Genomic DNA, 22,242 nt, shown 5'->3' with positions numbered 1-22,242 from the left:
CTAATTATTGAGTTGAGCGTACTTTTCCGCTGTTAATAAATTTTCAGTTTCTCTTAGGTCTTCAATTTCAATTTTCACCATCCAGCCATTATCAAATGGATTAGAATTTACAAGCGTTGGCTCTTTTAAAAGTTGCTCATTAGTTTCAATAATTTTTCATGAAAGAGGCATAAATAGGTCGCTGACGGTTTTAATTGCTTCTACAGAACCAAATACTTCGTCTTGTTTGAAATTATGATTAACATTCGGTAAGTCAACATATACGATTTCTCCCAATTCCTTTTGAGCAAATGCTGTAATACCGACAGTTGCAGTTTTATTGTCGATTCGCACCCAAGTGTGTTCTTTAGAATAATGTAGATCTTTTGGAAGTTCCATTTTTTTTTAGATTTTAAAGATTAATAACCACGTCTTAGATTTTCTGCGTACTCATTCGGAAGCGGACTGTCTTCTACTGCTTTTGCTGCCTTTTCAAAGTCATAATCGAAGCGGATAAATTCCACACTGATGCTTTCTTTGTCTAAAACAGAACTGTTCTCATTAATTGTCAACATCACGTAACCGCCTCTGATATCATTGTCTTTCGGCTTCCCAACGGAACCGATATTTACTGCGTGACGAAAATGATCTTGTCCGTCAATACCCGAATTTAAAACCCTGTGATATGGCTTGTGGGTATGTCCGAAACACATAATGTCGGCATCGGCCTGTTCCATAATACGAAGCATACTTTTTTCTTCACGGTCTTCAAAAAGATATTCGTTAATTTTTCTTGGACTACCGTGTACTAAAAGCAGGTTTAGTTTGTCTTCGTTCAATTGAAATTCTACTTTTATATGTGCGGGGAGTGTACGCAAGTAAGCACGTTCTTCATCTTTCATCAAAGAATTGGTAAAAGAAATGGAAATATTTCCGTTGTCCTTCTCAGCGTCTGTTTTGTAGGCACAACCACATTCATTACTCATTCTCCCAATGCCAAAATCGTAGTTGCCTGCAATAGTTGGTATTTTTCTTTTACGGATTTCATTGACCACTTCGTTTGGCCAAATATTGTAACCTACTAAATCTCCCAAACAATAAATGCTATCGGGATTTCTTTTTTCAACATCTGCAAAGAATGCTTCTAATGCAGGGAGATTAGCGTGAATGTCACTGAATAATGCAATTTTCATTTTTATTGATTTTTTTATTGATATTATTTTAACAACATCCGCCACCTGGTGTGCAAGAATTGCCATTATTTGCGCTAAGGTTAGATAAGTTTTTCTTTTCTTTTTCTGTCGGAATTCCGCAAGCGTCCTGAGCTAAACAAGCTGTTGTCTTGCTTTTTAAAACAAATGTTTCTCCGTTAAATTCTAAATCATATTTCCCGATAGTATCACTTTGATATTCAACTTCAATATCAAAATCCTCGATTCCTAATTTATCTTCAGAAAGTTTGATAATGGTGAGCAACTTGTTAGGCTTCAAACGATGTTCAAAATCGTCCGCATTCCATAGCTGAAAATTCACAACCTTCTCTGAACGGATGACACCGCCACAATCAATAAAATTTTTGTTAATCATTCCTACTTCTGTAACGTGAAAATGTTCAGGAACAAAAGCACCATTCTCTAATTGGAATTCAACATTTTCTAATGTTGGTAAAATTTGTTTTACTTCTGATAATTTCATAATTGAATCTTTATAGTTTAAATGCAATATTGCGATATATTTTGATAAAAAAATGCTAACAGCATTTTAATTTGGTAACACTTTGTACTATTGCGGAAAAATAAGTGTTTAAAATTTCGATAGTCTTTTCGTCTATGCAATAGCAGATAGCGTTTCCGGAAATGTTTCCTTTTATAATCCTTGCATTTTTCAGTTCTTTCAAATGCTGAGAAACGGTTGGTTGAGCTAATGGCAATTCGTTCACAATATCACCACAGATGCACTCATTGACTTTCATTAAATACTCAATAATTGCTATTCGTGCGGGATGTCCTAATGCTTTTGCGATTGTTGCAATTTGATTTTGTTGATCTGTAAAATGTTCTGTCTTAGTAGCTCCCATAATTCCAAAAATATTATATCGCAATATTACGATTATATTTTGATTACAAAAAATCATTTTTTTTCTTCACTCGCTTGTAAGATAGTTATTACTAAAAGTAAAACATAAATTAAAATTTAATACTTTTGTAAAGTGAAAGTTTTAAGACTCATATTGACATTCTATTTCATAGCACTGCTTATCATTCCTTGCAGTGATGTTGAAACGCAGCTTGTTGTAGGTCATCATAGTGAGATTTCCATAAGTGCCGAAAATTCCCAGCCGGGTAGTAATGATGGTACTTGTTCTCCTTTTTGCATGTGCAACTGTAGCCACGTAAGTGTCATTGCATTTAAGGCAGAGCCTTTGCTGGAAATTCCTTTGCAGGTTCAATTCTATTTTTCCAAAAAAATTCTTTTTCATAAGAATAACATTGCCTATCAGGTTTATGACCATATCTGGCAACCCCCTAAGATTTAATTTTTTTTGACAGTTTTTTAAAGATTTTGCCGTAAAGCAGTGTCTTTAATGGTTACGATTACTGTACTTTTTACAGGATTTTGTGGCTATGTTGAATTCGTAAGCAATTTCAATAAAATTAAAATTAAATGTTAGATAAAATCATAAAATTTAGCATCAACAACAAGATCGTCATAGGAATAATGACCTTGTTACTGATACTATGGGGTGTATGGAGCGCAAACCGATTGCCCATTGATGCTGTGCCCGATATCACCAACAATCAAGTGCAGATCATAACTGTCTGTCCAACACTTGCGGGTCAGGAAGTGGAACAGCTGGTCACTTTCCCCATTGAGCAAAGCATCGCCAATATACCAGATATTGAAGAGACTCGAAGTATCTCAAGATTCGGTCTTTCTGTCATTACCGTGGTATTTAAAGAAGATGTCGATATATATTTTGCACGCCAACTGATCAGTGAAAAATTAAAAGAAGCTTCAGAAGAAATTCCAAAAGGTGTTGGCACGCCAGAACTTGCTCCTGTGAGTACGGGCTTAGGAGATGTGTATCAGTATATTTTGCATCCGAAGAAAGGAAGTGAAAAAAAATATTCATCTAAGGAGCTCAGAACGATGCAGGACTGGATCGTCAGAAGACAACTGAACGGAACGCCGGGAGTTGCGGAGGTCAACAGTTTTGGAGGGGAACTGAAACAATATGAAGTGGCTGTCGATCCCAATCGGCTCCGAGCAATGGGGGTCAGCATCACAGACCTTTTTACTGCATTGGAGAAAAATAATCAGAACACAGGAGGTGCTTTCATAGACAAAAAACCGAATGCTTATTTTATCCGTGGCATAGGTGTCGTAACTTCTCTCGAGGATATTAAAAATATAGCAGTCAAGAATGACAAAGGAAATGTCCCTATTTTCATTAAGGATGTAGCTGATGTTCGTATTGGAAGTGCAGTTCGTTACGGAGCTATGACATACAATGGTAATGTAGATGCTGTTGGCGGCATTGTAATGATGCTAAAAGGCTCCAACAGCAATGAAGTTGTAAACCTGATTAAGGATAAAATTCCTACGATCCAAAAATCTTTGCCGGATGATATTGTAATAGAACCATTTTTGGATAGGACAGATCTTGTTGGAAGAGCAATCAGCACAGTGGAAAAGAACCTGATTGAAGGTGCATTGATTGTTATTTTTGTTTTGGTCGTATTTTTAGGAAATCTAAGAGCGGGATTGATCGTTGCATCAGCGATTCCGTTATCGCTCCTTTTTGCATTAGGGATGATGAATGTTTTTGGGGTCAGTGCCAATTTGATGAGTTTAGGCGCAATCGACTTCGGATTGATTGTCGATGGAGCTGTCATCATTGTGGAAGCAACACTTCACCATTTAGGATTACGGAAATCTACTCAAAAACTGACGCAAACTGAAATGGATGAAGAAGTTTTTCTTTCTGCTTCAAAAATCAGAAATAGTGCGGCATTTGGCGAGATCATCATTCTGATCGTTTACATTCCTATTTTAACTTTGGTCGGTGTTGAAGGGAAAATGTTTACGCCGATGGCAAAAACAGTAGGGTTTGCTATTTTGGGAGCTTTGATCTTATCGCTGACTTATATCCCGATGATGAGCGCATTATTTTTATCAAAAAAAATATCACGAAAGGAAACTTTTTCAGATAAGCTGATGAATAAACTACAGGGTGTCTATCAGCCATTACTAAAAAGAGCTATCAAAATCAAGGGTATAATTGTTTCCGTTACGGTACTTTTATTTGCAGTGAGCCTATTTTTATTCAGTCGAATGGGTGGCGAATTTATCCCACAGTTACAGGAAGGCGATTTTGCTTTTCATTGCATCTTGCCTCAGGGAAGCTCCCTGTCGCAAAGCATTGAGACTTCAATGCAGGCTTCTAGAATTATCAAGAAATTTGATGAGGTAAAAATGGTGGTGGGAAAAACAGGGGCTGCCGAAGTACCTACCGACCCAATGCCTTTTGAAGCTACAGATCTGATCATTGTTTTAAAGCCACAAAATGAATGGAAAAGTGATAAATCTTATGATGAATTAGCGGACGAAATTTCAGAACAACTAGAATTGATTCCCGGTGTATTTTTCGAGAAAAACCAGCCGATACAGATGCGCTTTAATGAACTGATGACGGGAATTCGCCAGGATGTGGCCGTGAAAATTTTCGGTGAAAATTTGGATTCTCTCGCTATTTATGCGGATAAAGTTGGAAAAGTAATTCAGACTATTGACGGAACAACAGCGCCTCAGATCGAGCGTATCAGCGGACTTCCACAGATCAATGTGGAGTATGACCGCACAAGAATGGCAAATTACGGACTAAATATTGAGGATGTCAATAATACTTTAAGCACTGCATTTGCGGGTAAAGCTGCAGGTCAGGTTTTTGAAAACGAAAGACGGTTTGATCTGGTGATTCGTTTGGACAGCCTGCACAGAGCTAATATTGATGATGTCAATAATCTGATGATATCCACCAATACAGGAAACCAGATTCCACTTTCTCAAGTGGCTAATATCGGCTATAAACTCGGCCCGGCACAGATCAGTCGTGAAGAAGGGAAACGAAGAATAGTTGTAGGTTTTAATGTCAAAGGTCGGGATGTAGAAAGTGTAGTCGATGATATTCAAAGCAGACTTGAACAACAAATAAAGCTGCCCTCAGGATATTATTTCACCTACGGCGGACAGTTTGAGAATCTGCAGGCTGCAAGCAAGAGACTGCTGATTGCTGTTCCTGTGTCTTTACTTCTGATTTTTTTCTTACTCTATTTTACATTCCGCTCATTTAAACAGGCTGCATTGATTTTCACGGCCATTCCAATGAGTGCCATCGGCGGGATCTTCGCCTTATTGATCAGAGATATGCCATTCAGTATCAGTGCCGGAATAGGTTTTATCGCATTGTTTGGCGTTGCTGTTCTCAACGGAATTGTGCTCATAGGAACATTTAATCAGCTGGAAAAAGATGGCGAAACAAATCTTATGAAACGTGTCGTAGAAGGTACTAAAACTAGACTTCGGCCAGTTCTGATGACCGCAACAGTGGCTTCATTAGGATTTCTTCCAATGGCAATTTCAACAGGAGCCGGAGCAGAAGTTCAGAAACCTTTGGCAACGGTGGTAATAGGTGGCTTGATCACTGCGACGTTTCTAACGCTATTTGTTCTACCGATTCTTTACATTATTTTCAACAGTAACTTCAGAATTAAAAATATGAAGATGAAATCTTTGACAACAATTATCGTGTTAGGATTGCTACTTGTCGGACAAACATTGAATGCTCAAACAACAAAAACACTTTCTGTGGAACAGGCTACAGAAATGGCATTGAGCAATAGTTATTCAATAAAAACGAAAGATTTGGATATTAAAGTTTCCGAGGCCTTGAAACCGACCGCTAATGAACTTCCAAAAATGAATTTCAATGCACAGTTAGGTCAATACAACAGTCCGAAGTTCGACCAGTCGTTTTCCATTTCACAGAGCATACCATTTCCGACTTTGTTCAAAGCCAGAAAAGACCTGATTGCAGAAGAGATTAAAGCTAAACAGATCAGTAAAGACATCACTGCCAACGAAGTTGCACGGCAGGTCAGAACTTATTTTTACCAGATTGAATATCTGCACTACAACCAGACCAAACTGATGAAGCTCGACAGCCTTTATCAAGATTTTATCAGGATAGCCACTGTCAGATTCAATGCAGGTGACATCAAAAAAATTGAAATCAGTACAGCAGAAACTCAGAAAGGGGAGATCGGTCTATTGCTAAATCAGAATAAAATTTATCTTGATAATGCATACAAAAATCTGAAAGCACTATTAAATACAGACGATGATATAAAGGTTTTGTTTAAAGAAAATTATGAGCCTATGAAAGCGGAGTATGTTCTGGACAGCACTACAATTGCCAATCATCCAACCGTCAAAGCATTCTACCAGGAAATGGAAATTGCCGAGAAAAATAAAAACGTAGAGCGATCGCAGGGCTTACCTGAGTTCAGTTTGGGTTACACGAACCAGTCGATCATAGGTTTTCATACACTCAATGGGCAGGAAAAATATTTTGATGCAGGAAACCGATTTCACATTGCCAATCTTGGAATTTCAATTCCTTTGACTTTTCGAGCGACGAAAGCGAGAATCCAGTCTTTGGATTATCAGAGGCAAATGGCAGAATCGAACGCAAAACTCCAGCAAAGGCAATTGACAGTTCAACTTGAGAATGCCTTAGAGCAATATAAGCAGGATGTGCAGCAATATGAATATTATGTAGGTCAGGCTATTCCAAATGCAGAAAAAATTGTAAAAGCAGGTCAGCTCGGTTACAAAACCGGAGAAATCTCCTACGTCGAATATCTTTTCGCTCTGCAGACTGCAACCAATATTCAGCTAAAGTATCTGGAATCCATTCAACAGGTCAATCAGTCTGTAGTCATCATTAACTCTTTAATCAATAAATAATATGAAAAAAAATATCATCTATACTGCTTTCGTTTTTGTTATTCTTATGAGCTGTGGAAAGAAGGAGGCCAACACAGAATCGGAAAGCGAAATCAAAACTGAGCAGGCAGAAGAACACGGTGATGAGGTTCCACAGACCATAGCAAGCCTGTCTGAAGAACAGATTAAAGCGGTTGGCATCAATCTAGGAAAGATTGAGATGAAGGAATTGACTTCTACCATCAAAGCCAATGGAGCACTTAGAGTTCCGAACAATAATAAAGCGACCGTCACATCAATGTATGGTGGGATTATTAAAACTTTGAATGTACAGATCGGGGATTTTGTAAGAAGAGGACAGGTAATTGCCTCCATTTCAAATCCGGAATACATTCAGTTGCAAGAGCAATACCTGACCGTGAAAAGCAGGATTGCATTTGCAGAACAGGAATACAGGAGACAAAAGGAATTATTTGATAATGATGCCGGCGCAAAGAAGAACCTTCAGAGTTCAGATGCTGAACTGAAAACCCTGAGAACACAAAGATCATCTTTGCAGAGACAGCTTCAAATTATGGGCATCAATCCCGCAAATGTCAATAATGGAAATTTGCGATCCGGTTTAGTGATCACGTCACCAATCAGTGGAACGATAAGTACTATTTCTGCACAAATTGGAAGTTACGTTGACATCTCATCGCCCGTTGCGGAAATTATAGATAATGGTTCCCTGCATCTTGATTTGCAGGTTTTTGAAAAGGATCTGCCAAAAATGAAAGTGGGACAAATCGTTCATTTTAAATTAACAAATAATCCTGAAACCGAGTACGATGCCAAAATCTACAGCATTGGTTCATCCTTTGAAAACGACAGCAAAACAATCTCGGTTCACTGTTCTGTAACGGGAAACAAATCAGGATTGATCGACGGAATGAATATCACAGGAATCGTAAGTCTCGATAAAAGTACCACGCCTGCGGTTCCCAATGAAGCCATTGTAGAAGCGGACAGCAAATATTTCATTTTTATCAAAACAGACAAAAAGGCTGAAGAGCATCAAGAAGAGGGAGAAGATGAACATTTAAATGAAAAGAAAATATCTAACAAAGAAGAAAAAATGACTAATTTCGAAAAGATAGAAGTTGTGAAAGGTTCTTCTGATATGGGTTACACGGCGATTACAGCTGTCAATGAAATTCCTGCAAATGCTGAAATAGTAGTAAAAGGCGCATTTTTTGTCAATGCTAAACTGAGTAATTCAGGTGAACACGAAGATTAAATTTTTAAAATAACTGTAATGGAACACAAACATATTTACGACGAGGAAGGAAACCAGCTTTGTTGTACAGCGCAGGAAGGCAAAATTTACAAAGACGCAGGTGCCAAAAAATTGCTTAATAATGATAGCTGCTGCTCTACAGAGAATAATAAATCTGAAACGCACAGTGACGATGATGGACACGACCATAACGATGGTGAGAAAAATACATTTCAAATGTTTTTACCAGCAATTGTTTCTCTGGTTATACTTTTGATAGGGATCGTACTGGATAACTTTTTTCCGCAGGAGTGGTTTAAAGGCTGGGTACGGATCGTATGGTATGCGGTGGCTTATTTGCCTGTGGGTCTACCCGTCCTAAAAGAAGCGTATGAAAGCATTGCCAAAGGTGACGTTTTTTCGGAATTTTTTCTAATGGGCATTGCTACTATAGGCGCATTTGCAATCGGAGAATATCCGGAAGGGGTTGCTGTTATGTTATTCTACAGTGTCGGAGAGGTTTTCCAGACACTTGCTGTTTCGAGAGCAAAGAATAATATCAAAGCATTGTTGGATCAGCGTCCTGATGAAGTGACCATTCTGGAAGGTAACCAACCAAAGACCATCCCTGCTAAACAGGCGAAAATTGGGGATATTGTACAGCTAAAATCAGGAGAGAAGCTGGCTCTGGACGGAGAATTGGTAAGTGAATCCGCATCGTTCAATACTGCTGCATTAACGGGTGAGAGTAAGCCTGATACCAAAAACAAAGGTGAGAGCGTGCTTGCCGGAATGATCAATCTACAGACTATTGCTCAGGTAAAAGTGACAACTGCTTACGAAGACAGTAAGTTGAGCAAAATTCTGGAATTGGTACAAAATGCGACGGCTCAGAAGGCACCTACCGAACTTTTTATCCGAAAATTCGCAAGGATTTATACACCCATTGTCGTCGGACTCGCAGTACTGATATGCCTACTACCATATCTGTTCGTGGAAAATTATGTTTTCCGTGACTGGCTTTATAGAGCATTAGTGTTCTTAGTTATCTCTTGTCCTTGCGCTTTGGTTATTAGCATTCCTCTAGGTTATTTCGGCGGAATTGGCGCAGCTTCAAAGAACGGTATACTGTTTAAAGGAAGTAATTTTTTAGACATTATCGCCAATATTAAAAATGTGGTAATGGACAAGACCGGAACAATGACCGAGGGCGTCTTTAAAGTTCAGGAAGTTACTTTAAAATCTGAATTTAATAAAGATGAAATTCTGAAGATGGTAAATGCTTTAGAAAGCAAAAGTACCCATCCGGTCGCTACGGCAATCCATCAATATGTCGGCGAAATCGACCATTCTATACAATTAGAAAATACATAAGAAATTGCTGGGCACGGATTGAAAGCCAGTATCAACGGAAAAGATTTGCTTGTGGGAAATTTTAAATTGATGGATAAATTCAATATCAAATATGATCTTGACCCTAAGCAGATCGTTTATACAATAATTGCAATCGCATATGACGGAAAATTTGCAGGCTACATTACTATTGCAGACAGTATAAAAGCCGATGCACAGCTGAGCATTGATAAACTTAAAGCCTTGGGTGTAAAAACAACGATGTTAAGCGGAGACAAGAGCACTGTTGTACAATTTGTTGCAGATCAACTGGGAATAACTAACGCCTTTGGCGACTTGCTACCGGAAGATAAAGTCAACAAAGTTAAAGAGATCAAATCACACAACGAAACAGTTGCCTTTGTTGGAGACGGCGTCAATGACGCTCCGGTTGTTGCCCTGAGCGACGTAGGTATTGCAATGGGCGGATTAGGAAGTGATGCAACCATTGAGACCGCAGATGTAGTCATTCAAGACGATAAGCCAAGCAAAATACCGATGGCAATCAATATTGGAAAGCAAACCCGGAAGATTGTTTGGCAAAATATTTTTCTTGCTTTTGCTGTGAAAGCTATTGTATTGGTTTTGGGAGCTGGTGGATTAGCCACAATGTGGGAAGCAGTTTTTGCAGACGTAGGCGTTGCTTTATTAGCTATATTAAATGCTGTCAGAATCCAGAGGATGAAATTTTAGTAAATATTTTCTTCGAAATTATATCCAGAGAGATTAGATGTAACTGCGAGTAAATTGTAAGTTGCAGAAATATTTTTTTACAGGCAAAAAGGACGTTAGGTTAAAACTAACGTCCTTTCGCTTTAAGTATAAATCATTGATAGTGCAATCCTTTATTTAATTTGCTTAACTATATTATTTCTATTAGTTCCATACTTCCAAAATTTAAGTAGTTTATTGTTTAATAAAGAATTATTAAATTACTCTTATAAAGGAAGAATTTTTAATCAACATTTTTTACATTGTTCTTATCTTGAGCGAATATTCCAGATTAATCTTTTTTATTCTTTTTTAATCTTCTTAAGTTTCCAAACTAATCCAGATTATTCTTATTTAGCCAAAACCCTTTGAATACTATTGTTTTAGAAGGTTTTAACGCCCAATTTTGTCACAGAATTTTTAATCAAAATACTAATGAAAAAATTGAGTCATCTTCTACTGGCATTAATAGTAGTATCAATCCAAGGTCAGGTCGGCATCAATACCCAAAATCCAGAGGCGACTTTAGAAGTGGTAGGAAAACCAAATGATGTCAATCATTATGACGGAATTATTCCTCCACGAATTACAGGAAACCAACTCGCGGCAAAGACATATTCATCTACAAAAAAAGGAACTGTCGTCTTTGTTACATCTCCGGCTACCAATTTATCAGGACAGGTCATTCAAATAACTGAACCCGGATTATATTATTTTGATGGCAATTTGTGGCAAACATTTTCAAAAGAAAAGCAACCCACTGAATATAGAATTCTATTGACATTTGATCATACCAGCACTGCGACTCTTAGTGCAACTTCTACCTGGTCCGCTCCGGTTAATTATAATGGAAATACAAATAATCATTTAACCGCTTCTAAATACTATACCATTGGGACAAAAAATTATGGAGGCTTAAAAGGATCCGTATCATTCAGAAAAGTTAATGGTATCGTCAATGTAAAATTTCAAATATTCAGGTCGACTGATTCAGAACCAATTACTTCAGACGCACTTATAAATATTCCGGATATCTTTAGTGACATAGGGTATATTCCTAACCAGATTGTTTTTTTACATCCTGAGAATTCAACAATGCTTATTCCTGCCTTGCTTGAAAATTTTACCATAAAAATTCCTCAAGCTTCTTTAGGCGCAATATCAACATCATATTATACTTATGGAGAAGTTCAGGGCTACTCAAATTGGATCAGACCCTATCTACAATAGGATGCTAAAATTATAGCAATTAATACAAATTATACACAATTAATACGATTCTTAAGACCAAATGAATTTTAATAAAAAATAGAATGAAAACATTAATTTATTTTTTTCTGCCTTTCATAGCAATAACAATACAGGGACAGATTGGAATTAACACCCAGACGCCGGAGGCGACTTTAGAAGTTGTAGGGAAACCAAATGACACCAATCATTATGACGGGATTATTCCTCCACGGATTACAGGAAACCAACTCGCAGCAAAAACATATTCATCTACGAAAAAAGGAGCTGTCGTGTTTGTAACATCTCCAGCTACTAATTTATCCGGTCAGGTCATTCATATCACAAAGTCCGGATTGTATTATTTTGACGGTGATCTATGGAAGTCATTTATACAAGAAGACCCACTAAATACAGTTGCACTCAAGGGCAACACTTCTACGGTTGAACTTATTGTCAAGAACAGTCTGCATCTTAATTTTGATGAGAAAGAAAATTACATACTGGGCATTTCCAGAAGTCCAATCACCGGTGACTACAATTCTATTTTTGCCACCGATTCTAATATAACGTCAGGAAAAGGAAATTCAGCCAGTGCTTACGCAATGTCTCAAGGCGAAATTACTGGCAAGCTCAATTATGGCGCGGGAGTTTCGGCATTGAATGGTATTTCAAACGGTGTGATTTCAGGAAGTAGAAATATTGGAATTGGTCCAGGAGCTATGTCCTACATTACTTCAGGAAATGATAACATATCGATTGGCTATCTGTCAGGAACAGGAAACAGAACAGGATCTAACAATATTTTCATTGGTATTGGCGCTGGTAGCCCGGCCACCGGAAACAGAAGCGTAAGTAATAAACTAGCTATACATTCAACCCCCGTCACAACAAGTTCAACCAGCTTTTGGGATAGTATCACGAACAATTATACTGATTACAAATTTGCTTTGATTTCGGGGGATTTTTCTGAAAGATGGTTAAATATCAATGGCAAGCTCAGCGTAACACCTTCCCAAATGCCCAATGCAGACGGAGATTTATCCTATACAAAAAAAGTGGTTGCCAAAGCTGATGGATCATTTGGTTTCGCAACAGAAACGGTTCCTAACCCTCCGTCTACCGGAACATATATTCTGAAAAGTGTTAACGGCGTAACAAGTTGGGTAACGCCATAATCATAAAACTATGAAAATTTTTTTTAAATCTTTATCGCTAATAATTATCGTTTCGCTAACATCTTGTAGAGCTATTATTTCGAATCCGTGCAAACCATTAAAAGATAATTCTCTAGAAATAAATCAGAAATATGAAGTTCAGGATTTCACTGCAAAAATCCACAAAATAAAAATCACATTAATTGATAATAAAAGTATTTATGGCATTTCCAAAAAAGGAGAGACTATCTCAATCGATAAAAAACAAATCAGGGAAGTGAAAAAAGTAAAGGTCGTGAGTTCTATCGTTGTAGGCATTATGGCAATTGCAACGGTCATCCTTGTTCCAATATAGAAAACAACATTTAGAAAATCAAATTTGAATTTGAAAGATGAATACTGATGAAGCAAAAGATGAGGTGATTTTGATCAGGATCAAGGGTCAAAAAAAGAAAGACTGGAAAAATCTTTGTTCCAAAAAGCAAATTTCTCTGACAAGCTTAATCATCGACTCTGTTGAGAACAGGATTTTAAATGATGAGAGGAGAAAAATATTGGCGTTCATTGAAAAACAGGATAACATTTTCGGGAAAATTGAAACCAACATCAATCAGGTAGCAAAAATAGCAAATGGTCAAAAGTTCATCAGCGAAAAAGAGCTCAGAAATTTTTCGGATAAGTTAGCAGAGATCTTAATTCTGAAAAAAGAACAGAACGAAATATTTATGAAAATCTATGCAAAGCTATCAAAATGATTGTTAAGATCATGGATCCGGCAGGTCCGAGTTTTCCAGGAGTTCATTATAACGATAAGAAAATTGATAATGGAACCGGAGAATTAAAGCTGATGAAAAATTTTCCTTCCTTCATTAACGAATCAAGCAGCAAGGAAGAAGTAAGAAACTATTTGAGAGCTATTTCGATTGGGAACAAAAAAGTGCAGAAACCTCAATTTCACGCAATGATCTCTACGAAATTTCAAGGACATTCGAAAGAAGAGCTGACTAAGATCGCGGCGAATTTTATGGATGAAATGAAATATGGCGAACAGCCTTTCATTGTGGTGTTTCATAAGGATACAGATAATAATCACGTACACATAGTTTCTACCCGAGTTGATAAACAGACAGGGAAAAAGATCAATGACAGTTATGAAAGGCTTAAAGCCCAAAAAGCATTAAGCGTTACAATGGAAAAATTGTATGGTCAGAAACCGGAAGAAGAACTGGAAAAACTGCTGAACTACAAAATAAGTTCGCTTAATCAGTTGGAAACTCTACTCAATAGAAATGGATATAAGATAGGCAAAAACACAAATGATGAAAATTCTTTTAAAATTTTAAAAAACGGGGTAATACAGCAAACACTTTCAGGAAGTCAGATTGTTTTTGATAACAGCAAAAATGATAAAAGGGCAAAGCAGATCAAAGGTATATTAAGCAAATACAAAGAATTGTATTCCACCAAGGTTTTTAAAGTAGAAGATGATAGGCAACTGAAATCGATGCTCCCAAAAGAAAAATTAGAAGAAAATGATTTAAAAGTAAAAATCACTTTTGAAAGTGAACTTCAAAAAAAGTTGAGAGATGTTTTCGGGATCGATATGGTTTTTCATCATAAAGAAAAAAATCCTTTTGGCTACACTGTAATCGACCATAAAACACAAAAAGTATATAAAGGTAGTGATCTACTGAAAATGAATGAAGTATTTGAATTTACTTCTGAAAAGCTGGATAAGAAGACTTTTGAAATCCTGAAGGATTATAATATTCGCAGCCAGGAAACAAAAAAGATCCTGCTTGAATTTTTTAAGAAGAATAATCCGGAAGCAGAAATCAAGGACTTTATGCTTTTTGAAAACCGGGGTAAAAAAGATCTGGAAACCTATCGAAAAGTCCAGTTTGAAGTAAAGGACTTTATTAGAAATAACAAAAACACAAATGATGAAAAAAAAGATATTTCTATAACGACTGCTGAAGACGGAAAGCTGTATGCTGTTCATACCAAGTTCCATTACGTGGGTGAACTTCAGCCATTAATCGGAGAAAAGGAATATCAAAAATTTCTGAATCCCATAAGCGTAAATGAAGTGCAAACAGAAAACCGGACTGAAAATAATGAAAAAACAGAATTAAACAAAGCCGTCAACGAACTTCTTTTTGAGTTGATGAAAAGTTCGGGAACTGCAAAAGACCCTGCCGAAAATGAACTCAAAAAAAGACGAAAAAAGAGACGATAAAGTTGATGGAAAAATCGTCTTCAGTCCAGTAAAAATCAACTAAAACCTATGATCATCACATTTGCTACCCAAAAAGGAGGAACCGGAAAAACGACATTAGCCATAGCTTTTGCCAATTACATTACCGCTATTTCAGAAAGGAAAATCAATGTTTTCGATTTTGATTATCAGAAATCATTTTACTACAAATGGAAAGATGATGAGCTATTGGACATTCCAAAATTGTACGATGTAGAAATTATTGGCGAGGAAGAAGAGCAGCCTTTTTCAGACTTTGAAACTCTCATTAATTTAAAAGAAAGCGATGAGATTAACCTCTTTGATTTGGCCGGAACGCTCGATGCAAAATACAGTGATTTGCTCATATACAGTGATTTTATCGTAACACCTTTTGAGTATTCCGATGTTTCTGTAAAATCGACTTTGGTCTTTATCAATATGCTGGGACTATTGGAAAGTGAGGCTGAAAGAGTATTTATCCGTTCCAAATATGATAAAGGCTACAAGTATCTGAATCAGGAAGCAATGGACATTGAGCTCGCAAAATATGGAATGCTGCTGCCAAGTCCGGTATTCAAAAGAAACTGCCTACAAACTATTAATACCAGAAGCCTGATAAGCAAACAAAAATATGCAGTAGAACATACATTCGATGAACTTATAAAATACATCAATGAAACCTCAAAAATCAAAATACAAGTGATTAAAAAGAAGGAAAAAATAAAAGATTCAATACCAACATAAAACAACGATCGACTGACAACTAAATCAATAAAAAATGATAAAAATCTCACTTACCATTCTGGCTGTTTATCTGATGTATTATGCAGGTAATATCTTATACGATCTGTTTCTGAAAAAAGAAAGAGAAACCTATAAAGAAGAGACGGAGGAATTTTCTTTGTCCGAAATTTCCGAACAGTACGAAGATCTTACTGCAACTATAGGGATTGAAGATGTAGAAAATCTCAACACTCCCAAGTCCTTTAATAAAAATGTAATCCATTCTGATATCACTGAAGGAAATGAAGAACGACAAGATCTGGAGTATTTAAGAAAACAATTTGAATCTGAACAAGATCTGGATGAATTCGATAATCCATCAAAAAAGGATTTTACCGAAATTGAAAACCAATCACATCCTGAAAATGCTGAATCAAGCGAAGAGTATTTTGAACAAAAGGAAAAAATATCAACCGAAAAGGAAAATCAGAAACCTAATGAAGTGATTAGCGAAAACCCGATCACGGTTAGTGCAGACCAGAAAACTTCCAGAATTAAAGATTGGAAGGCGATGCTGAATCTTTCTGAAACCCTGGTTCAATTGGTTGCAAATCACGATGGATATAAGGTTTATCAATCCATTATGTAGTTAGTCAACTTAAACAAAATCTAACGTACTGATTATTAGACTTAACAGCGGATTTCCATCCGTTGTCCGGGACTTCTATGCCCAAAATTTAACACTCAATTGATTATTAACCCTTTATAAATTTTTTGAATTATGATGAAAAATTTTTTCACAAAAAACGTGACAACAAAGAAAGTTCTAACCCTAGCCTTGGCAATTATGGCGATAACTCCAGCATTTGCACAAGGTGGTGCAACCGCTATTTCAAATGCCGCAAGTGATATCACTGATTATTGGGATCCGGTCAAGCTGATTTTGAAAGCAGTAGGAGGATTGGTCGGTTTTATCGGAGGTCTCCGAGTGTATAATAAATGGACGAATGGTGACCAGGACGTCAACAAAGAGATCCTTGGTTATGGGGGAGCAATGATCTTCTTGATTGTAGTTCCGGAATTCGTAACCGCATTCTTTGCCTAGTATGGGATTCTACCTTTATAAGGGGCTGAAAAAGCCCCTTGTATTCTTCGGGCTCAAAGGAAAATACATCTTTTACGCAGTCGGGGTCATCGGAGGCGGGGTCATTTCAGCATTGGTGCTCTCGAAGTTCGGTCTCTTAGGCTCTTTACTTGGTCTTGCAGTCACCGCAGGCGGGGTTTATCTCATTTTCAGAAGACAGGACAAATATGGATTGTATGACAAAACCAAAAACTTCGATCATATCTTAATTTTTCCAAAAAGGTTAGACAGTAATAAACTTTTAAAGAATGGCAACAACAAAAAAACACGCATTTAGCATTCCATTTATCGGCTATGATTATGGAAAGGACTTTAATTGGGATTTTGATGTTCTTTTTGGACAATATGGGAACCCTATCATCGGGATCAAAATAAAAAATATTGTCGAACAGTACTCTGCAGACCCGGATAGCTATCTTAATTTCCACACGGTTTTAAATCAGGTGGTATCAATTATTGGAGAGGGAAGAATTGTTCAGAAGCTCGATATTTTTTCTAAGAAAAAATATACTGCAGAGCAATCCAACCAATTTCTACAACAAAAATATTCGGAACATTTTGACGGCAGGCTTTTCAAAACCATTGAAACGGTGCTTTTTTTTACAGATATCATCGATGATAAGCTGAAAAAGAAAAATAAGCATTACAATTTCTCTGATAAAAGCTATAAAGAACTACGGGATAAATGTCAGAAAGTATTGATGCTTTTGAAGCAGAATGACTGTGAACCGCAGTTTTTGTTTGAGAAAGATTTTGAATATTACATTTCTGGTGTTTTGTCGATGCAGTTTTCCAAATTTCCAACATTTGATAATATCAAAAGCACCCACGAATTTTTACAGATTGGGAACCGATTCGTGAAGAACATTTCTTACGTGGATGTAGAAAATATTGATTTGCCTTCAGAAATTGAACCTTACTCTGTTCTCGGAGGAAACGGTGCAGCAGCTGAAACAGCAGTAGATAATTTTAGTTTTATCAATGAACTGGAAGACTACGAAACGATTGTCTATAATCAAATTATTACCATTCCGCTTCAGGCACAACAGCAGAGGGAACTCGACAAAAAAAAGAAAAAGCACGAAGGAGCAGCCAACAACTCTCCATCCAATGCGATTATAGCAGATGAAATTCAGACCCTGCTTCATAACATAGCCATTGACGGACAGCTCGTTGTGAATGCCCATTTTTCCATCCTTTTTTCAGCACACACATTGGAGAAAATGGAAAACATTCAGTCGATGATTGAAAACAAGCTTTTCACGAAAGGAATTATTGTTTCTAAAAATGCCTACAACCAATTGGAACTCTGGCGATCAGCCATTCCGGGTAATGGCACCGAACTCAGGGAATACGATCTATTTATGACGACAAGCGAAGCGGCCTTGTGTTTTTTTTTTAAGGAAAGTTACCCCGTCAATGAAGAATCGAATTTCTATTTAAGATTTACAGACCGGCAAGGCGTTCCGCTGAAAGTAGATCCTTCGGATTTACCAATGAAAACAGGAAGAATCAATAACAGAAACAAATTTGTATTAGGACCGTCAGGTTCCGGAAAGTCATTTTTGATGAACAATATTATAGAGCAATATCTCACGTATAACTATGACGTAGTTATTGTTGACACTGGAGATTCCTATTCGGGGACTTGTAAATACAAAGGAGGCAGATACATCCAGTACACCGAAGAAAAACCGATTACTATGAATCCTTTTCTAATGGATAAGAAAGAATTTAATATCGAAAAAATCGAATTTTTGACCAACCTGATCTTTCTGATTTGGCAAGGTCCGGATTCTTCGATGTCATCAGCACAAAAATCCATTTTAGACAATGTTTTGATGTCGTATTACCATCAGTATTTCAACTCAGGAACACAGTGGTATGAAAATAAAACTTCTGAAGAACTCATTCTCTATCTGAGTAAATATAACATTCACGAAGATGATCTATTTTATGAATATGAAAACGAAGCCAAAGGACAGCATACTTACTATGACATTTTGGGAATTACTTTCGATGCCAGTTCCGATGAAATAAAGGAAGCGGGAAGAAAATTGTTGAAATTTTATCATCCCGACAAGAATATCAATAACCCGGAATATGAAAGCGAAAATTTCTATAAAGTGTATGAAGCGTATGATACGCTGAACGATGAAGAAAGAAGGAAAGTATACAATGAAACGCAGTTGATTTTAATCAAATCGAATGACATCATCAGGCAACACAGATCAGCTGATGAATGGAATAAATCCTTTAGAAAAGCCATTATCAGAAAAATACAAGAACTGGAAGAAAAGCTGGTCGTAACAGAACTTTCGTTCAATGGGTTTTATGATTATTGCGATCAATTTCTTCCTATTTACCTGAATAATAAGAAACATAATATTATAGAAAAAGAGTTTAATCTGCGCACCTTTTTATTTGTACTGAAAGATTTTTACAAAGGCGGAAGGTACGGAACAACGCTCAATGAAAGTGCAGATAATACGCTGTTCGATGAATCTTTCATCGTTTTTGAAATTGATAATGTAAAGGACAATCCCAAACTGTTTCCGATAGTAACGCTCATTATTATGGACACTTTTATTCAGAAAATGCGCCTTAGAAAAGACCGTAGAAAAGCCTTAATAATTGAAGAAGCTTGGAAGGCTATCGCAAGTAAACTGATGGGAGGCTACATCCTTTATTTATATAAAACGGTAAGGAAGTTTTGGGGAGAAGCTGTCGTGGTAACTCAGGAACTCGATGACATTATTGGAAATGCAGTGGTAAAAGACAGTATCATCAACAACTCAGATACATTCATTTTGCTTGATCAAACCAAGTTCAAAGATAATTTTGACAAAATCGCATCATTGCTTTCACTCAATAAAGTAGAGCAAAATAAGATTTTCACCATCAACAATCTCAACAACAAATTCGGTAGAAGCCGTTTTAAAGAATTTTATCTAAAAAGAGGTTCGAAAGGCGAAGTATATGGAAATGAAGTTTCATTGGAGCAATATCTCACCTATACTACAGAGAAACCGGAGAAATCTGCTGTTGAATATTATGTGCATCAATATGGCGACTATGATGAAGCATTGCGCAAAATAGTTGGTGATTTCAAAACCTTCGGAGACAGTCTGGAAAACTTAGTGTCACTCGTGAACTTATATCAAAATCCTTTAGATCAAAAAATCAACTCTTTCTACAGAATGATGAAAAAAGAACACAAAGGGAACAGTGTTTTCAAAGTCATCTCACAGGAATTAGAAGACCGCCAAATCACTTTTTCAGAATTAATCAGTAAACAAAATTACGCTTATGAAAACCTTTAAAGCTATAAATTTTCCAAGAGGATTTCGTTACGTTTCATCTCTGGCGAACCACATTAGATTGAAGGTTTTTCTACTCATTTTCTCCCTATGGGGGACAATTGGATTCGCTCAAAACACTTACATCGACCCTACCGTAACGGCGGCAATGATTCTGTATTCTGAAAATCTAAAAGCCAAACAAAATGAAGTAATCGAAGAGACCTCAAAGTTAAAAGATGCTCAGATCTGGGTAGGAACACAGATGGTGGCAGCCAATGACATTCAGAATAAAATTCTGAAAGGCTTGAAAGAAGTTTCAGGAACATTACAAAACGGAATTCAGGCACAGGAGATCTACTCAGATCTCAATAAATGTTATAGTTATTCATCACAAGTGGTACAACTAGCATCAGAACATCCTGAGTATGCCATTTTTGGGGTGAAAGCTTCACAAAAGACCTATGAGCAAAGTCTAAAGATCGTGACAGATGTATCTGATATTCTCGCATCCGGAGAGCTGAATCTGGCTACTGCAGGAGATCGATATAAAATCTTGCATAATATTTCCGGGAACGTCAAAAATCTGAAGCTTTGGCTTTTGGCGATTAAATTAAGACTGGAAAAAGCCAATCGACTAGGATTCTGGAATTCCATTAATCCATTTGCAGGCTACATCAATACAGACAAAGCTATTGTTGAAAATATAATGAACAGGTACAAACGGAATTTTTAAAAAATTACAAAATGTTAAAGAAGATTCTTCTTAGCCTATCTATTCCGGCTGTTTATCTTGTGTTGACATCCTCCGGTGGTGGTTCTACACCAGCATGGCAACAGGAAAATGTATCATTTCCGATGATGGATATAGAAATCAATGCCACGATGAAAGAACACGACAGGCAAAAAGAAATGCGACAAAAACAAATTGCGAATGCCACCGTAGAAACGGCCAATAGAAACCAATGGAACAATTTTAAAGAAAAAATCACCAAAGTTCAGGACAGATTGCGAATTGTTTCATTTGCCATTCAAGCGATACCCACCGGAATAGCAATGAGCAGGGAAATAACCAAAATAACAAACAATCAGACTGCTATTATCAATGAAATAAACGATGCTCCCTATTCCATTATCGCTGTTTTGCCTTCTCAGGTTCAGTTTGTTGATGATCTGCAAATGGTAACACGGCTGGTAACCGGGATCATTTTGTCTTACGGAGCCATCAACCAAATGGAAAAATCAGAACGTAAAGTATTATTAGACTATGCTTTGGGTGAAGTAAAGGCGATAAGCAGAAATTCTACCCATATGCTTTTAAAGATAAGGGATATTAAAGCCAAGGTAAAACGTAACAAAAGAGCCTTTCAATATTATGTCAACAGGGATAAGCAAGTAGTTGAAAGCATCATGGATAACATTAAATCTTTCTAAAATGAAAAAAATATTTTTTTCCGGAGTTTTTTTCTTCTCTGTTGCATCTGTAAAAAGCCAGCAAATAGTGATTAACGACAAACTTCTGTCACAGATCACCGTAAACCACGGTGTTCGATTAGGAAGCGAACAGGCTTTTCTGGATTCCTATGAAAAGCAAAAAGAATTGTATGATGATATCAACAATAAAATCACGCAGATCATTGCGATTCAGGAATACATCTATCAACAACTGAAAAATGTGAATTCAGCCTTGACCCAGAGCAAAAAACTCATTTATCTCTATCAATATTTGGGTAAAATAGTAACGAACTCCAATAAAATGCTGGATCTATCAGCACAGCATCCTGAATATTCGGTACTCATTTCAAAATATTATGTTGAAATCGGGAAGCAGACGACGAAACTTCAGCAGGAAGTTACGCAGGACATTCTAAATGAGGAAAAAGATTTTCTAATGGACGCAATGGATAGGGAAATGCTGATTGAAAAGATTTTTACAAGGGTCAGAAATATCAACGGAAATATTCTGTACATCAATTTACGATTAGAGAATGCCAAGAAAATCCCTTATCTGTATCAGGTTCCGGTGCTTCGTAATTACATCAATATAGACAAAGCCATTGTTGGCGACATCATCACCAAATACCATTACCTCTTTAATTAAAAAA

The 22,242-nt window shown here is 36.8% G+C and carries 19 protein-coding genes and 2 pseudogenes; 17 read left to right on the top strand and 4 right to left on the bottom strand.

The features are described from left to right. From gcvH to U9K52_RS05600, 4 genes and pseudogenes are all read right to left on the bottom strand, one after another. Positions 1 to 378 (bottom strand): annotated as a pseudogene (gene gcvH, locus U9K52_RS05615) (glycine cleavage system protein GcvH). Between the two features lie 20 nt (positions 379 to 398). Then, the gene (locus U9K52_RS05610) at positions 399 to 1,172 is read right to left on the bottom strand and encodes a metallophosphoesterase family protein (protein ID WP_116035075.1); all 774 of its coding nucleotides are present in this window, start codon (positions 1,170 to 1,172) and stop codon (positions 399 to 401) included. Positions 1,173 to 1,200: 28 nt separating this feature from the next. Beyond that, the gene (locus U9K52_RS05605) at positions 1,201 to 1,674 is read right to left on the bottom strand and encodes a DUF6428 family protein (RefSeq protein ID WP_116035074.1); all 474 of its coding nucleotides are present in this window, start codon (positions 1,672 to 1,674) and stop codon (positions 1,201 to 1,203) included. Positions 1,675 to 1,729: 55 nt separating this feature from the next. Continuing rightward, positions 1,730 to 2,056, bottom strand: a complete 327-nt coding sequence (locus U9K52_RS05600) for an ArsR/SmtB family transcription factor (RefSeq protein WP_168638729.1) — start codon at positions 2,054 to 2,056, stop codon at positions 1,730 to 1,732. Between the two features lie 132 nt (positions 2,057 to 2,188). Between U9K52_RS05600 and U9K52_RS21270 the strand changes: the two genes are divergently transcribed. From U9K52_RS21270 to U9K52_RS05510, 17 genes and pseudogenes are all read left to right on the top strand, one after another. After that, positions 2,189 to 2,515: a DUF6660 family protein gene (locus U9K52_RS21270; protein ID WP_323673782.1), complete on the top strand. Its 327-nt coding sequence runs from the start codon at positions 2,189 to 2,191 to the stop codon at positions 2,513 to 2,515. A 128-nt stretch (positions 2,516 to 2,643) separates the two neighbouring features. After that, positions 2,644 to 7,008 carry a CusA/CzcA family heavy metal efflux RND transporter gene (locus U9K52_RS05590; protein WP_322925630.1) on the top strand — a complete coding sequence of 1,455 codons (4,365 nt, stop codon included), beginning with the start codon at positions 2,644 to 2,646 and terminating at the stop codon, positions 7,006 to 7,008. Position 7,009: 1 nt separating this feature from the next. Continuing rightward, a complete protein-coding gene (locus U9K52_RS05585) occupies positions 7,010 to 8,266 on the top strand; it encodes an efflux RND transporter periplasmic adaptor subunit (RefSeq protein WP_027379089.1) in 1,257 nt (418 codons plus the stop codon). An 18-nt stretch (positions 8,267 to 8,284) separates the two neighbouring features. Continuing rightward, positions 8,285 to 10,330: pseudogene (locus tag U9K52_RS05580) on the top strand (heavy metal translocating P-type ATPase). Positions 10,331 to 10,783: 453 nt separating this feature from the next. Next, positions 10,784 to 11,578, top strand: coding sequence for a hypothetical protein (locus U9K52_RS05570; RefSeq protein ID WP_185157123.1), 795 nt, complete (start codon positions 10,784 to 10,786; stop codon positions 11,576 to 11,578). An 83-nt stretch (positions 11,579 to 11,661) separates the two neighbouring features. Next, positions 11,662 to 12,753: a hypothetical protein gene (locus tag U9K52_RS05565; protein ID WP_322925627.1), complete on the top strand. Its 1,092-nt coding sequence runs from the start codon at positions 11,662 to 11,664 to the stop codon at positions 12,751 to 12,753. A gap of 10 nt (positions 12,754 to 12,763) precedes the next feature. Then, complete coding sequence (locus U9K52_RS05560) at positions 12,764 to 13,087, top strand: bacteriophage spanin2 family protein (protein ID WP_322925626.1); 324 nt, start codon at positions 12,764 to 12,766, stop codon at positions 13,085 to 13,087. Between the two features lie 37 nt (positions 13,088 to 13,124). Beyond that, positions 13,125 to 13,487 (top strand): hypothetical protein, encoded by a 363-nt coding sequence (locus tag U9K52_RS05555; RefSeq protein ID WP_028122617.1) that lies wholly within the window; start codon positions 13,125 to 13,127, stop codon positions 13,485 to 13,487. Continuing rightward, positions 13,484 to 14,971 (top strand): relaxase/mobilization nuclease domain-containing protein, encoded by a 1,488-nt coding sequence (locus U9K52_RS05550; protein ID WP_168638723.1) that lies wholly within the window; start codon positions 13,484 to 13,486, stop codon positions 14,969 to 14,971. Before U9K52_RS05555 ends, U9K52_RS05550 begins: the two co-directional genes overlap by 4 nt. Positions 14,972 to 15,019: 48 nt before the next feature. Next, positions 15,020 to 15,715 (top strand): ParA family protein, encoded by a 696-nt coding sequence (locus tag U9K52_RS05545; protein ID WP_051259641.1) that lies wholly within the window; start codon positions 15,020 to 15,022, stop codon positions 15,713 to 15,715. A 34-nt stretch (positions 15,716 to 15,749) separates the two neighbouring features. Next, entirely contained in the window at positions 15,750 to 16,343 is a 594-nt protein-coding gene (locus U9K52_RS05540; RefSeq protein WP_123902439.1) for a hypothetical protein, read from the top strand. A gap of 135 nt (positions 16,344 to 16,478) precedes the next feature. Further along, a complete protein-coding gene (locus U9K52_RS05535) occupies positions 16,479 to 16,799 on the top strand; it encodes a DUF4134 domain-containing protein (protein WP_371462110.1) in 321 nt (106 codons plus the stop codon). Position 16,800: 1 nt separating this feature from the next. Beyond that, positions 16,801 to 17,115, top strand: a complete 315-nt coding sequence (locus U9K52_RS05530; RefSeq protein WP_257621516.1) for a DUF4133 domain-containing protein — start codon at positions 16,801 to 16,803, stop codon at positions 17,113 to 17,115. Further along, complete coding sequence (locus tag U9K52_RS05525) at positions 17,087 to 20,161, top strand: TraG family conjugative transposon ATPase (protein ID WP_322925625.1); 3,075 nt, start codon at positions 17,087 to 17,089, stop codon at positions 20,159 to 20,161. Before U9K52_RS05530 ends, U9K52_RS05525 begins: the two co-directional genes overlap by 29 nt. Then, on the top strand, positions 20,148 to 20,873 hold the full coding sequence (locus U9K52_RS05520; RefSeq protein ID WP_228374833.1) for a hypothetical protein: 726 nt from the start codon (positions 20,148 to 20,150) through the stop codon (positions 20,871 to 20,873). Before U9K52_RS05525 ends, U9K52_RS05520 begins: the two co-directional genes overlap by 14 nt. Positions 20,874 to 20,884: 11 nt before the next feature. After that, entirely contained in the window at positions 20,885 to 21,571 is a 687-nt protein-coding gene (locus U9K52_RS05515; RefSeq protein ID WP_322925624.1) for a hypothetical protein, read from the top strand. 1 nt (position 21,572) lies between these two features. Further along, positions 21,573 to 22,238, top strand: a complete 666-nt coding sequence (locus tag U9K52_RS05510; protein WP_072410593.1) for a hypothetical protein — start codon at positions 21,573 to 21,575, stop codon at positions 22,236 to 22,238. Positions 22,239 to 22,242: the final 4 nt, after the last annotated feature.

The organism is Chryseobacterium sp. MHB01 (assembly GCF_034651565.1).
Taxonomy (GTDB): Bacteria; Bacteroidota; Bacteroidia; order Flavobacteriales; family Weeksellaceae; genus Chryseobacterium; species Chryseobacterium nepalense.
The sequence above is the reverse complement of the archived record's forward strand: the minus strand, read 5'-3'. Positions and strand labels throughout refer to the sequence as shown.

Bases quoted from the DNA above. Each gene is read 5' to 3' on its own strand.
- U9K52_RS05600 (WP_168638729.1), bottom strand. From the start codon at position 2,056: ATGGGAGCTACTAAGACAGAACATTTTACAGATCAACAAAATCAAATT.
- U9K52_RS05545 (WP_051259641.1), top strand. From the start codon at position 15,020: ATGATCATCACATTTGCTACCCAAAAAGGAGGAACCGGAAAAACGACA.
- U9K52_RS05565 (WP_322925627.1), top strand. From the start codon at position 11,662: ATGAAAACATTAATTTATTTTTTTCTGCCTTTCATAGCAATAACAATA.
- U9K52_RS05560 (WP_322925626.1), top strand. From the start codon at position 12,764: ATGAAAATTTTTTTTAAATCTTTATCGCTAATAATTATCGTTTCGCTA.
- U9K52_RS05585 (WP_027379089.1), top strand. From the start codon at position 7,010: ATGAAAAAAAATATCATCTATACTGCTTTCGTTTTTGTTATTCTTATG.
- U9K52_RS05570 (WP_185157123.1), top strand. From the start codon at position 10,784: ATGAAAAAATTGAGTCATCTTCTACTGGCATTAATAGTAGTATCAATC.
- U9K52_RS05520 (WP_228374833.1), top strand. From the start codon at position 20,148: ATGAAAACCTTTAAAGCTATAAATTTTCCAAGAGGATTTCGTTACGTT.
- U9K52_RS05535 (WP_371462110.1), top strand. From the start codon at position 16,479: ATGAAAAATTTTTTCACAAAAAACGTGACAACAAAGAAAGTTCTAACC.
- U9K52_RS05610 (WP_116035075.1), bottom strand. From the start codon at position 1,172: ATGAAAATTGCATTATTCAGTGACATTCACGCTAATCTCCCTGCATTA.
- U9K52_RS05605 (WP_116035074.1), bottom strand. From the start codon at position 1,674: ATGAAATTATCAGAAGTAAAACAAATTTTACCAACATTAGAAAATGTT.
- U9K52_RS05515 (WP_322925624.1), top strand. From the start codon at position 20,885: ATGTTAAAGAAGATTCTTCTTAGCCTATCTATTCCGGCTGTTTATCTT.
- U9K52_RS05510 (WP_072410593.1), top strand. From the start codon at position 21,573: ATGAAAAAAATATTTTTTTCCGGAGTTTTTTTCTTCTCTGTTGCATCT.
- U9K52_RS05540 (WP_123902439.1), top strand. From the start codon at position 15,750: ATGATAAAAATCTCACTTACCATTCTGGCTGTTTATCTGATGTATTAT.
- U9K52_RS05530 (WP_257621516.1), top strand. From the start codon at position 16,801: ATGGGATTCTACCTTTATAAGGGGCTGAAAAAGCCCCTTGTATTCTTC.
- U9K52_RS05525 (WP_322925625.1), top strand. From the start codon at position 17,087: ATGGCAACAACAAAAAAACACGCATTTAGCATTCCATTTATCGGCTAT.
- U9K52_RS05590 (WP_322925630.1), top strand. From the start codon at position 2,644: ATGTTAGATAAAATCATAAAATTTAGCATCAACAACAAGATCGTCATA.
- U9K52_RS05550 (WP_168638723.1), top strand. From the start codon at position 13,484: ATGATTGTTAAGATCATGGATCCGGCAGGTCCGAGTTTTCCAGGAGTT.
- U9K52_RS05555 (WP_028122617.1), top strand. From the start codon at position 13,125: ATGAATACTGATGAAGCAAAAGATGAGGTGATTTTGATCAGGATCAAG.